This window comes from Allosalinactinospora lopnorensis (assembly GCF_000981225.1).
Taxonomy (GTDB): Bacteria; Actinomycetota; Actinomycetes; order Streptosporangiales; family Streptosporangiaceae; genus Allosalinactinospora; species Allosalinactinospora lopnorensis.
Genome location: NZ_LAJC01000007.1, coordinates 1 through 12009, shown reverse-complemented (window position 1 = coordinate 12009; position 12009 = coordinate 1). Strand labels below are relative to the sequence as shown.

Annotated in this window: 11 protein-coding genes and 1 CRISPR repeat array (1 of these 12 only partly in view); of the genes, 8 read left to right on the top strand and 3 right to left on the bottom strand. The window is 66.5% G+C overall.

All coding sequences use genetic code 11. From position 1 onward, the window contains the following. Positions 1-1506: a CRISPR direct-repeat array (repeat unit 29 nt; unit sequence GTGCTCCCCGCCTACGCGGGGGTGAGTCC); it reaches 967 nt to the left of the window's first position. Between the two features lie 187 nt (positions 1507-1693). Beyond that, entirely contained in the window at positions 1694-2104 is a 411-nt protein-coding gene (locus VS93_RS04005; RefSeq protein ID WP_046468662.1) for a hypothetical protein, read from the bottom strand. 1432 nt (positions 2105-3536) lie between these two features. Between VS93_RS04005 and VS93_RS04000 the strand changes: the two genes are divergently transcribed. Then, a complete protein-coding gene (locus VS93_RS04000; RefSeq protein ID WP_052745508.1) occupies positions 3537-3902 on the top strand; it encodes a hypothetical protein in 366 nt (121 codons plus the stop codon). Next, entirely contained in the window at positions 3899-4300 is a 402-nt protein-coding gene (locus VS93_RS03995; protein ID WP_046468661.1) for a roadblock/LC7 domain-containing protein, read from the top strand. The genes VS93_RS04000 and VS93_RS03995 overlap by 4 nt, the downstream gene beginning before the upstream one ends. A gap of 287 nt (positions 4301-4587) precedes the next feature. On the opposite strand, the gene VS93_RS27635 is transcribed toward VS93_RS03995, so the two are convergent. Beyond that, the gene (locus VS93_RS27635; RefSeq protein ID WP_082126605.1) at positions 4588-5439 is read right to left on the bottom strand and encodes an NAD(P)-dependent oxidoreductase; all 852 of its coding nucleotides are present in this window, start codon (positions 5437-5439) and stop codon (positions 4588-4590) included. Then, entirely contained in the window at positions 5436-6446 is a 1011-nt protein-coding gene (locus VS93_RS03990) for a hypothetical protein (protein WP_052745507.1), read from the bottom strand. Before VS93_RS03990 ends, VS93_RS27635 begins: the two co-directional genes overlap by 4 nt. 231 nt (positions 6447-6677) lie before the next feature. On the opposite strand from VS93_RS03990, the gene VS93_RS28875 reads away from it, so the two are divergent. From VS93_RS28875 to VS93_RS03965, 6 genes are all read left to right on the top strand, one after another. Next, positions 6678-6878, top strand: coding sequence for a hypothetical protein (locus VS93_RS28875; protein ID WP_156184662.1), 201 nt, complete (start codon positions 6678-6680; stop codon positions 6876-6878). 278 nt (positions 6879-7156) lie between these two features. Continuing rightward, complete coding sequence (locus VS93_RS03985; RefSeq protein WP_046468660.1) at positions 7157-7582, top strand: roadblock/LC7 domain-containing protein; 426 nt, start codon at positions 7157-7159, stop codon at positions 7580-7582. Beyond that, positions 7576-8502, top strand: a complete 927-nt coding sequence (locus VS93_RS03980; protein WP_082126604.1) for a DUF742 domain-containing protein — start codon at positions 7576-7578, stop codon at positions 8500-8502. The genes VS93_RS03985 and VS93_RS03980 overlap by 7 nt, the downstream gene beginning before the upstream one ends. Positions 8503-8504: 2 nt before the next feature. After that, positions 8505-9764, top strand: coding sequence for a styrene monooxygenase/indole monooxygenase family protein (locus VS93_RS03975; RefSeq protein ID WP_046468658.1), 1260 nt, complete (start codon positions 8505-8507; stop codon positions 9762-9764). Positions 9765-9918: 154 nt separating this feature from the next. After that, on the top strand, positions 9919-10623 hold the full coding sequence (locus VS93_RS26655; protein WP_052745506.1) for a class I SAM-dependent methyltransferase: 705 nt from the start codon (positions 9919-9921) through the stop codon (positions 10621-10623). Then, a partial coding sequence (locus VS93_RS03965) for a beta-ketoacyl [acyl carrier protein] synthase domain-containing protein (protein ID WP_046468724.1) occupies positions 10620-12009 on the top strand: 1390 nt, incomplete at its 3' end. The genes VS93_RS26655 and VS93_RS03965, both read left to right, overlap by 4 nt.

Sequence of the window (12009 nt, the reverse complement as noted above, 5' to 3'; positions counted from 1 at the left end):
GGATCGGGCGGTGCTCCCCGCCTACGCGGGGGTGAGTCCACGCTGAACTGCCGGGTGTTCGTCAAGCAGTCGTGCTCCCCGCCTACGCGGGGGTGAGTCCTTCGATGGTGAGTACTTCGCTGACCTGGCCAAAGTGCTCCCCGCCTACGCGGGGGTGAGTCCACGATCGTGCCGTTGGGGTACTCGGTGCCGCGGTGCTCCCCGCCTACGCGGGGGTGAGTCCGCGCGCACCTACCCGATCTCGCTGCAATCCCTGTGCTCCCCGCCTACGCGGGGGTGAGTCCGATATACGTCTCGCCGGTGGGGACCTCCCGGGGTGCTCCCCGCCTACGCGGGGGTGAGTCCCTCCTACCGGCGCAGCGAGAACGCGCGTACCTGTGCTCCCCGCCTACGCGGGGGTGAGTCCGTCATTGAGGACGTGGCCGGCGACAACGGCATGTGCTCCCCGCCTACGCGGGGGTGAGTCCCAATCCCCCGACACCGCGGTGACGGCGAGGGTGGTGCTCCCCGCCTACGCGGGGGTGAGTCTTCACCGGCGGCGATCATCCGGTAGATGGTGCGGGTGCTCCCCGCCTACGCGGGGGTGAGTCCGGACCCCCCTTTGAGACCCCTTCCCGCTCGGCGTGCTCCCCGCCTACGCGGGGGTGAGTCCGTGGACGTGCTGGAGCTGCCGCTGGAGATCCGGTGCTCCCCGCCTACGCGGGGGTGAGTCCGACGTGTGGATCTCGCTGCAGGCGTCCGGGCCGTGCTCCCCGCCTACGCGGGGGTGAGTCCCTCGCCGAGGTGTTGAAGGCGGCGACCTACGAGTGCTCCCCGCCTACGCGGGGGTGAGTCCGCCTCGACATCGCTATCTCCGAAGCGTTCGAGGTGCTCCCCGCCTACGCGGGGGTGAGTCCGCCACCATCTCCTGGACGGTGGCATTCGCCTCGTGCTCCCCGCCTACGCGGGGGTGAGTCAGAAAGGGGCCCTGGGCCACCCCGCCCAGGACCGTGCTCCCCGCCTACGCGGGGGTGAGTCCCCCGCGGCGACGGCGTACCCGGCGATCTGTCCGGTGCTCCCCGCCTACGCGGGGGTGAGTCCACGGCTGGGGTAAGCGGGTACCGGCGCGTGCCGTGCTCCCCGCCTACGCGGGGGTGAGTCCTCCTACTCCTACGAGCTCACCCCGCCGGAGGTGTGCTCTCCGCCTACGCGGGGGTGAGTCCCCGCGACCTCTCGCTTATAAGGCGAAGTATCCGTGCTCCCCGCCTACGCGGGGGTGAGTCACAACTTCATCGGGCGTGCCCGAAGTGCAGGCGAGTGCTCCCCGCCTACGCGGGGGTGAGTCCCGGATCTCGCGGCCATCGCGCAGGGCGCCGAGGTGCTCCCCGCCTACGCGGGGGTGAGTCCGATCCGTCGTCGTCCTTCTTGAGGTAGCCGTGCTCCCCGCCTACGCGGGGGTGAGTCCACCACTCATTCCGACAACGTGGTCGGCCGTGCGGTGCTCCCCGCCTACGCGGGGGTGAGTCCAACGGCTACGACCTCGATGTCGCCTACGACCTGAGTGCCCCGTCCACGCGGGGTGAGTCCGACGCCAGCCTGGGCCCATCGGGGCGGCTCGGTTCCGCCTACCCTGTCGACGAGTACGTTCACGTCCAGGCTCTCGGCTGCCACCTGCTCATCCTCGTCCAGCCGCGCTCTTAGAAACTCCACGATCTCACCCGCGCTCAGCCCGGGCCTCCCCGTCGGCGTCGACGATCTCTTTGATCTTGCGCAACCTCTCCCGTGCATCCCACGCCGCTTTCTCAGCCGCCGCAGCATGGATTAGCACCTCGTCGCCCTCTTCGTCCGGGAACAGGACCGCATCGATCATCCCTCCGATCAGGGTCTCGCGCAGGTAAAGCCGGACCTCGGCATCCTGGTACCTTGGAAGGTCGGCAGGTACGTGCCCAATGCCATGCTTGTAGAGCGAATCCGCAATTTTCTCGCACACGAGCCTCTTGAGGCGCTGCTTCCCGGTCAGGTCACGCAGATGCACCATTTCGGTGACGCCGTAGCCGCCGCGGTCGGCCACGATGGCGCGCAGTTGCGCGTAAGTCTCCACGCCATCGAGGCGCAGGTGAGTCATTCGCTGGGCTCCTATAATTCTTCGTGTTGCGGTGTTGAGCCTTCCGAACCGCTTCAGCGGCCTCCGGGGTGGGGCCGAGACGCACTGTTTTCTCGGGTCAGGTCGGTTGCCTTCGCGATCTCGGTCTGTGTCCAGTCATCGGCGTGTGCCTGGCGGATGGCTTTTTTCGCGTCCTTGCTTGAGCTTGACCTCGCCTTCTCTCCATCTAGCGGTGGCGACTTCGGCTGCTACCGACGTTCGTGGACCCGTCCTGCCCCACGCCGGCACCAACGCGCTCACTCGCTCGTCCCCTGCCCACACCACGGCGCAAACCAGGGTTCCAGCTAGGCGGTCGAAGGGACCTTGCCCTCCTGCGCTTTCCTCTGGAACCAGCACATGCCATACCCCGGTTCGCTGGCCGGGCGCTCTCAATCCAGATCTCGCGCATAACGTTCGATTCTAAAGGCTTCTCTTGGGAGAGCTCAGGCTTAACGCCGTCGTTAATCCAGGTCAGCGCTGGTTTTCGCTCTGAGGCCGCTTCCGGCCACGTCTTTCTAGATGGAATACTCAACCTTCGGCGGAGTGTCTGGTATAGGGAGCCCACACTCGAAGCTGCTACCCCTGTCCGGACGGGACTGCGCTCTCAGCAGAGTGGACTACAACAGCAACACAGGCCGAGAAGAGCGCCATACACTTAAGGTCGCCTAACACGATCGACATACCTCTCCGCCTATGCGGAGGTGAGTCAGTTCGGTTCTAAATTGGACCAAGTGACACGACCTACTCCCCGCCTACGCGGGGGTGAGTCCTATCCGATCGACCCTGGGACGCACCTGATCACGAGCTCGTCGACCCGGTCGAGTGGGCGCCGCCGCCTGACCGAGCAGTCCCTGCTCCCCGCTGGGGGCGACCTCGAAGCGATACAGCTCGACGAGGACTTCCTGCGGGCCTTGGAGTATGGGATAGTGCCCTCCGGCGAGGTGAGGTCCCGCCCTCCCCGCGTGAGTCCTTCGGCCTGGTTGCGATGGAGACCGTGTCCGTGGGCACGCCCGTGGTCTGCTTCGACATCGACCACCTTCCTTCCTCGTCGGCGCAGCCCCTTGGCCGGCGACGTGGCGTGTTCACCTCAGGCGGGGAGCACGCCCTCTGGAAACTCCCTAGGAGGTGCTGGGGGAGCCGGTAGGCTACCGGCACCTGTCCAGGGCTGCGTACTACCGATCGCGGGACTTCCGGCCCACCACAGTCGCCGAATGGTTCGCAAAGGCGGTGCGGTGATGCCTCAAGCTCCGTTGTTGCTGGTCGATGGTCACAACCTGCTCTGGAGGGCGGCCTTTGGGTTCCCGGCTGAGATCCGCTCGCGGGACAAGCCCCATGATCTCATCGCCCTCTTCGGGTTCTTCGCCCTGCTGCGGGTCGCGATCCGCGACGAGCTGCCCACGGTCCCGAGGTCATCGTGGTCTTCGACGGCGAGCACAGTTCGGCCGAACGCCAGGAGGTCGACGCTGACTACAAGGCCACCGGGGTGCTCGATGACGACGCCCGCAAGGAGCTGGAGGCGATCCCTATCGTCCAGCGCGGGCTCGACCTCTACGGCCTGGCCTGGGTCGAGATCGATACCGCCGAGGCCGACGACGTGATCGCCACCCTGATCAGCCGCGCCCGCCGTCACAGTCGGCCTGCGTGGATTTTCTCCCTCAGCCGCGACTACTACCAGCCGCTCGACAAGCACGTCCGAGTGCTCAACACCGCCACGCACCCCGGAAAACGCCACATCGGCCCCGACGACGTCGCAGCACGCTACGACGTATGGCAGCTATGACCGCGCTTGCTCAAGTAACCGAGGCAGACGAATTCGCCTGGCTGGTCTCGAACTTCGTCGAGGACGTGCCCGGTGTGGTGCAGGCTCTCGTGGTCTCCACCGACGGCCTAGTGCTCACCTCCCGGGAAGGATCACGCGAGCAAGCCGAGCAGCTCGCCGCGATCGTGAGTGGGTTCCAGAGCCTGGCCGGGGGAACCGCGCGTGTGGTTGGCCAGGGCGAGCCCGAGCAGGTGATCATGCAGTTAGGGCGCGGACGCCTGTTCATCACGCCGGTCAGTGACGGGTCGGTACTGGCAGCACTGACCTCCGCCGAGGCCGAGGGGAAGATCGTGGGCCATCAGGTGGCGCGGCTGGTGGAAAACGCCGGCCACGTGCTCATTCCACAGTTGCGCGGATAGTTGCGTGAACGCGTTACCGCCGCGGTCCACGGCGGGGAGGGGCCTGGTGAGCACCCGTGAGGACACCTAGCGTTGCCCGCACATCCTCACCCGCCACGAATGCCGCGCACGAATCGACACTGACACCGAGCATAGGCTTCGCACCATCGTCGATATCGCCGCACTGGGGAAAGAATCACTGCCCGCAGAACTAGACAATTACCTCATGGAATCGGTCCAGCTCAGCGAAACCGTGTTGACGGATGAGGTCCGTCGATTATGTCAAAAACTACCGACAAGTGACACCATCAAGGATTAGAATTGCCGATATCTATCATTTGGGAAATGACTTCATCTAAGCCTGTGTTGTCATCATCCTTAAGATTTTCCCATTTCCGAAGAAGGGTGATGATTTCGGTGGTGATCCCTGGTGGGAGTCCTGCTTCGTGTAGGGCCTGGCTGATGTCGTGGAACTCTGATTCCCAGCGCCAGGCTCGCGCCGCTACGCTGGGGAATTTCTCGGGTTCGGAGGCGGGGTGGGGCCAGGTGCTGGTGAGACTGGCTAGCTCGTCGGTGACCCCGTAGTTAGTAGCCAGGGCATGAGCGAGAATACTCACGATGCGTGTCGCTTTTTGCGCGATACCTTGGGCCGTTTTGAGCGCGGAGGCCTGACCGTCCTCGGCTCCCAGATAGTGGATCTGGGGGGCTCCGGTGGGAAGCAACGCGGTGACCTGGTTGCAGAGCTGGCGGTCGCCAGCCAGGTAGAAGCGTGTTGTCTGGGTGTTCGGTGCTGGTGGCGGGCCAATCACACAGGCGTCGACGAAGTCCGCGCCTGCTTTGCGGGTCATCTCGGCCAGAGCGTGGGCGCGGTGTGGGCGGATCGCGTTGGCCTCGACGTAGAGCCCGGTGAAGCCTTCGGCCAAGAGGGCGTGCGCGGTGTCTTCGGCCGCTGCTGGGGGCACCAGTGAGATCACGATGTCACTAGCCGCAGCAAGTTCGTTGAGGCCCAGAGGTTCAAGACCGGCACCATTGGCGCGGTGGTGTGTGGCTGGGCTGCGCCCTTGGGGGCACCACAGTTTTGTGGAGGCGCTGTCGATCTGGCGTGCGATGGCGGTCCCCATCCGGCCCGGGTGCAGGATCGCAACGGTGGGTGTGCTCATAGGGCGGTGTCTCCGGTCGGCAGGGCGGCGATGGGCGGGGAATAGCGCAGGTCGGCATCGATGGCCTCGTGTACCTCGCGCAGGTGCCGATTGGAGCGCAACGCTGGTTTCTGTAGAACCGTTGTGAGTTGGCGCAGTCGCCGCATGACGCTTTCGATGCGCCGCTGGCGCATGCTGACCAGCACCGTGTTGACCTCCTCGGCGATGCCGTCGAACTCGTCGCCTGCGAGACGGGCAGTGACATAGTCCAGGCGGGCGTGGCCGAGTTCGCCGTCGCGGCGCAGCTGGGGCGGGTCGGCCTCGTAGAGGGTGATCGCACTAGCGGCTGCGTTCTCGGCTGCCTGAGCGCGTTCGGAGAGACCCAAACCCAGATGGGCTGAGGAGGCCCAGTAGAGCTGCTTGGCGTGGGGGAAGGCGATCACTCCTGGGAGGTCTTCGCCTGCGTTGTCTCTGAGGCGTTCGGCCTCGTGCAGTGCGGCGTCGACGTCATCGTGGCGGCGGAGCAACGCGAGCCCTCGGGCGTGGATGCTGGCGGCACGCACCAGCGTGGTCCCGCGGGTGGGGTGGAATCGGCGTGCGGATTCGGCGTAGGCGACACAGTCGTGGGGGCGTCCGTCCCAGTAAGCGATGAGTGCGTGGAGACCGGCCACCCAGGCACGCAGTCCGTGGTCGTCGATGAGTTCACCGTGCAGGTCAGCTACACGGGCGTGGGTCTGTGCTGAGGCCGTGCTGCCGAGGTCGAACGAGGCGTTGGCGAGGATGGCGCACAACCATCCGGCGATGTGGTGGAGATCCCTGAGCTGGTTGGGACGCTGGCAGCGCTCCTGCAGTCGCCAGGCTTGATCGCGCAGTTCTCGTGCGCGCAGCAAAGACGGCAGGACCGGGCTGTAGGGGTAGGCGTCGGCGACCTCATACATCGCTGCGGTGAGCTCGTCGATGGTGTAGGCGCCGACCGGTGTGTCCAGCTGGGCGCCGCGGCGCGCCGCCTCAATGGCGCAGGAGGCCACGAGTTCCTCCGGGCTTAAAGCTGTAGCCGAGTCAGCAGTGGCGAGCGATCTTGCGGGCGGCGCCGCTCCCGCTGAATAGTCGGGAGCAAACCCCATCCACACAGCGTTGCTGGATAGGAACCTCGAGAGGAGATCGAGGTAGCTGGGGCCGGGGCGGCTTCCTGCTTCCCAGTTGCGCCAACTACGCACGTCCATCCCGGTGCGACTTAATCCTTGCACCTCGGTCCAGGCGTGGAATTCAGTGACGGCGTCTTCGACACGACGCCACCCGTGGGCGAGCCGCAGGGCCTTGAAGCGGGCGTGGCCGCAATGGGTGTGTATCTGTTCGGCCAGTTGATGCAGGTCGCTTCGGGGACCGTGTTCGGCCAGCCAGGCTTCTCGCAGGTCAAGAGCGCACTGGATGCCGTGGGGAGCGACATCAGAGGGCATTAGGTGTCCACCTTCCAAGGACGCCATCACTCCCACGGTAACGGCGTAGCAGGCGATCAGGGCGGGTCAGGCGCGACGGAAACTTTTCTTCCCCACCCCGGAAAGCATCCGTCCGCGAAGTCGGTCATTGGCTCCAGGGAGGGCGAAAGAAACTCCCACTAGAGACACGCGTTGCTGGGATTCCACGCTGTTCCCATACGAACTCTTGTTGGTGCGACGCTCAACCGGGTTCGATCTCACGGCTCCTGTGAGCTACCGCCGTTCGAAGGAAGTACACGAGCATGCATACGCCGGTGCGCAACGCCGAGGATTTCACCTGGCTGATCAGCAGGTTCGCGGATGCGACATCGGGAGTGCGCCAGGCCATCGTCGTCTCCTCCGATGGCGTGCTGATGGCCTCCTCAGACGAGGTACGTGAGCATGGCGAGCAGCTTTCAGCGATCGTCAGCGGGTTGCAGAGCCTGTCGGTAAGCACGGCCCAGATGTTCGCCAAGGGCGAGGTGGAGCAACTCCTGCTGCGCATGCGCCAAGGACATCTGGTGGTGATGTCCGTCAGTGGTGGCTCGTCCCTGGCTGTACTGACCGCGCCCGAGGCCGACATGAAGATCATCGGGCACCAGATGAGCCTGCTGATCGACAGCGTCGCACACGCATTGACCCCCCAGCTGCGCACGGAACTACTTCGCAACGAGGAAGCCCGATGCTGAACGCCCATGCTGATTGCGTAACGTCCCCATCCACAGCGGCCTCCACAGAGCAGTACAGAGGAGCGTCGCTGCTGGAGCACTACCCGGTGGAGGTCAGTGATGCCAAGGTCAAGCCCTCGCCGGACCTCGATGAGCGGGCCGTGCAGATTTATGACCTGTGCCGCGCGGCCAGCGCGCATGGCCAGCGGCTGCGGGTGGTGGATATCGCCAGCCAGCTGACGACGCCGCGGGCCGCGGTCAAGCTGTTCTTGAGCGATCTATGCGATGCCGGGCTGGTGCGTGTGGAGCCCGACGGGCGTCCCGAGCACGCTGATCCGGCCATGCTGCAACGGATGATCAGCGCCCTTGAGGGGTCGGTAGCACCGCCTGAAGCGCCGGTGGAAGCACCGTCGGTGAAGGTCTTCCTTGTCGGTGGGGCCAGCGCACACCAGTGTTCCTTCATCACGGCGGCCGCACACGCGCCTGCGGTGCGCTCAGAGGAGCTGATGATCACCACGGATGCGCAGGGATCCAAGATCCTGGCCACGGTGACGGTGGGCTATGGGGCCCGCTTCCTGGCCGGTGCTTCGGCGCTGGTGCACCTGGTGAGCATCGCGGGGCCATTCTGCGAGGTGATCTGGGATGACCTGGTGCGTGAGGCCGCGGGCGCGGTGATCCTCATCGACGCGCACCGACCCGCGGCCTGCGCACAGGCCGTTTCCTACATCCAGCAGCGTGACCTGCCCGCTGTGGCGGCTCTGCACGAGGGGCGCGGCGGGGGCGCAACGACCGAGGTAGTCCGCCAGGTCGCAGGTCTTGATGCGGCGATCCCGGTGGTGGGGTGGCAGAGCCGCGACAGCGATTCGGCCATCGGTGTGCTGCGGGCTGTGCTCGATCAGATGCTCGACCGTGCCGGTGAACCCGTGAACGAAGGGCCCTAAAGGTGCGCAACATTTTGATCGTGGGCACCGGGCAGTCCGGGATGTATCTGGCCCACTGCCTGCGCCAGGCCGGCTATCACGTGCGGCTGGTGGGGGGCCACACCCCTGAGGAGATCCGTGATGGCCGACCGGCCATTACCCAGATGTCGTTTCCGCTTACCCGCGCGATGGAGGAGAAGGCCGGCCTGCTCTCGTTCGCATGGCGCTCGCAAGCACCCGAACTTAAAGGAGTCGAGTTGTCGCTGCGTCCCCCGGGGGCACACGCGGTGGACATCGCCGCCGACTGGAGTCGCGGCCCGGGACTCTCGATTGACCGCAGTGTAAAAATCGCCGATTGGTTGGCCTGGTACTGCGATGTGGACCAAGGGCAAGCGGTCACCGCCGCTTTCACCACCGAAGACCTGGACTACATGGCCAGGGCCGGCATGTATGACCTGATCGTGGTCGCCTCGGGCGACAGCGAACTGGGCCACCTCTTCGAGGCCGACCCCTCACGTTCGGCCGGTGCCCGCACGCGCTGCTATGCCCAGGCGTTCGTGGAGGGCGTCACCGGTCTGAAGAATCGGATCCGCGCGACCTCCTCACCGGCGGGAGAGGTGTATCTGATCCCGGTGCTGACAACGGTCGGGGCCGTGACCAGTGTGATGATGGCCGGGCGCCCTGGCTCCTCGTTCGACTGCTTCTCCGCACAAGACACGCGCGCGGTGCAGCCCGATAAGGAGGTGTGGAGGCGCATCCGCGCCCGCCTGGACGAACACGTGCCCGATTTCGCTGAGATGTGCCGACAAGCTGAGCTTGTCGAGGGACCGGCGACCCTGATGAAGCGCATCGACCCGGTGGCGCGCACCCCGGTCGGTGTCCTGCCCTCGGGCGGGCTCGTGCTGGGGATGGCCGATGCCGTGCTGACCTCGGACCCGGTCAGCTGCCAAGGCTGGGGCAACTCCACACGCTGCGCCGAGATCTACTTCGAGGCAATCGTCAAACACGGCATGCGGCCCTTCGACCGGGCCTGGATGGAACAGACCTACCACCGGTTCTGGAGCCTCTATGGCATTCACTCCTCGGCGTTTTCCACCATGATCGACCGCTTCTGGGACGGCAGCGCCGAACCCCATTACCTGGAGCTGGCCCAGGCCGCGCCGAAGTATCCGCGGATCCAGCAGCGCTGGATCGATGATTTCGATGACCCTTCCGACTTCGCCAACTGGCTCTATGACCCCGGCAAGGCCCGCGCCTACCTCGCTGAGGTCACTGCCGCCTAGCCCTCGCACCCCTGCGTTGCGCTCCCCGTGGTGTCTCCCGCTTGTGTCGCCAGCGGAGGCACCACGGGGGAGCAGTGCCTTTCGATGAACCGTCTGCGAATCCCGTGACCACTCCACCCCCAGTTGGTTCTCGTGCGCCGAGATGAGGTTCACCATGTCCGCGAAGTCCGTCTCCTCCTCGCCCCCCACGGCTGCAAACGGCGCCAACCCCAGCCTCTACACCTACCTGACGATGCGGCTGCGCTACACCCCGCAGGTGATCTGGTGGCGCCACCCGTGTGTGTGGGGGGTGCCCAACGGCCTGCTGCACACCCTCTTGGCCGCACACGCCGGTGAGGAGCACGTGGAGGTCGGGGTTGGTAATGGCTACTTCCCGGCCCGGCTGCCGTCTTGGAGCCCACTGCGCACCCTGCACCTCCTCGACGTCAACCCCGCCTGCATGAGCCTTACAGCCCGCCGGCTGCGCGGCCGGTTCAACCTGGTTGAGCATGCGCAGAACGCGGTGAACCCCTGGGACAGCATCGCTGAGGCCAGCGTGGACTCGGTGGGGTGCTTCATGACGCTGCACGCCATCAAGCGCGCCAGCATGGCCGAGCTGGCGCCGCTGGTCGCCCAAGCCCACCGTGTGCTCAAAACCGGCGGGCGTTTCATCGGTTGCACCATCGTCTGCCACGGCGCCGGGGTGCACGTCACCGGGCGCGCACGCAGGCTGATCGAGCACTACAACGCTTCTGGGGTGTTTTTCAACGCCACCGATTCCGTCGAAAAGTTGCGCGCGCTGTTGGCTGAACCTTTCGGCGCCACCCGGGTCGAGGTGCGCGTGTTCGGTTGCGTGGCGGTGTGGGTGGTGACCAAATGAGCGCCGTGGCCTGCAGCGATGCGGTGGCGGTGGTGGGGATGGCCTGCCGCCTGCCCGGCAACATCACGAGCCCGAAAGAGTTCTGGGAGGTGCTGTTTCACGGGCGCGATGTGATCACCGATGCCGCGCCTGAGCATCCCCGGTCGGCGATCCTGCCCGCCGGCATCCTCAGCGACGACGTCTTGACCGGGTTCGACCATGCCCACTTCGCTCTCACCGCCGAGGAGGCAGCGGCGTTGGACCCCCAGCAGCGGTGGGGGCCCGAGCTGGTTGATGAAGCGCTGCAGCACGCCGGCATCGCCCCGTCAACGCTGCGCGGCAGCCGCACCGGGGTGTGGTGGGGTTCGTCTTTCCTGGACCAGGCCATTACCCACCTGGGCGCGGGCTCTGCGGCGATGACCATGGTCGACACCGCAGCGGCGCTGCCGTCCATGGCCCCCGGCCGCATCTCGCGGGCCTTTGATCTGCGCGGACCCTCGGAGCTGGTCGACACCGCGTGTTCGGCCTCGCTGGTCGCACTGCACCGCGCCTGCCAGGCACTGCGCTTGGGCGAGGTCGATCTGGCGGTCGTGGGCGGCGCCAACGCGCTGGTGCTGGACACCCACACCCGTATGTTCCGCAACTCCGGTGCCCTGTCCCCCACCGGCCGCACCCGCCCGTTCGCCGCCGACGCCGACGGGTTCATACGCGGCGAGGGCGCCGCGGTGGTGATCCTGCAGCGCCTGAGTGATGCCCATCGGGCGGGCGCCCCGGTGCGGGCCTGTGTCCTGGCCAGCGCCACTAACAACGACGGCGCCTCCCCAGGCGGGGTGGGGGCGCCCTCGCACCGCGCCCAAGCCGAACTGCTGCGCCGCGTCTACACCGAGGCCGGAATCGACCCCGCTGCGGTGGACTACGTCCAAACCCATGGCACCGGCACCCGCTCCGGGGACAACGCTGAACGCGCCGCCCTGGACGCAGTCCTGGGCCGCGCCGGATCGGCGCAGCAGCCGGTGTGGCTGGGGTCGGTCAAATCCAATGTGGGCCACCTGGAAGGCGCCGCCGGACTGGCCTCTCTGATCGCCACTGTGCTGGCCCTGCAGAACGAGACGATCCCGCCCACCGCGGGCCATACCAGGCCGATGCCCCAACTCCACGACAACGGCGCGCTGCGGGTGCCCACCCAGTCGGTGCCCTGGCCCGCCGGCCAGGACGGCCAGCCGCGCCTGGCGGCGGTGAGCGCGGTCGGGTTCTCCGGAACCAACGCCCACGCCATCCTCGCCGAACCCCCGCCCCCACTTGAAGCCGCGGGCGAGCCTGCCGCGCCCGGGGCAGGGGCGCAGCTGGTCCCGATCTCCGCGGCCGGACAATCCGAGCTGGCCACCACCGCCGACGCCTGGGCCTCGG

Coding starts and splice junctions, on each gene's coding strand:
- VS93_RS03995 (WP_046468661.1), top strand. CDS start 3,899: ATGACCGCGCTTGCTCAAGTAACCGAGGCAGACGAATTCGCCTGGCTG.
- VS93_RS26655 (WP_052745506.1), top strand. CDS start 9,919: ATGTCCGCGAAGTCCGTCTCCTCCTCGCCCCCCACGGCTGCAAACGGC.
- VS93_RS04005 (WP_046468662.1), bottom strand. CDS start 2,104: ATGACTCACCTGCGCCTCGATGGCGTGGAGACTTACGCGCAACTGCGC.
- VS93_RS03980 (WP_082126604.1), top strand. CDS start 7,576: ATGCTGAACGCCCATGCTGATTGCGTAACGTCCCCATCCACAGCGGCC.
- VS93_RS27635 (WP_082126605.1), bottom strand. CDS start 5,439: ATGAGCACACCCACCGTTGCGATCCTGCACCCGGGCCGGATGGGGACC.
- VS93_RS03985 (WP_046468660.1), top strand. CDS start 7,157: ATGCATACGCCGGTGCGCAACGCCGAGGATTTCACCTGGCTGATCAGC.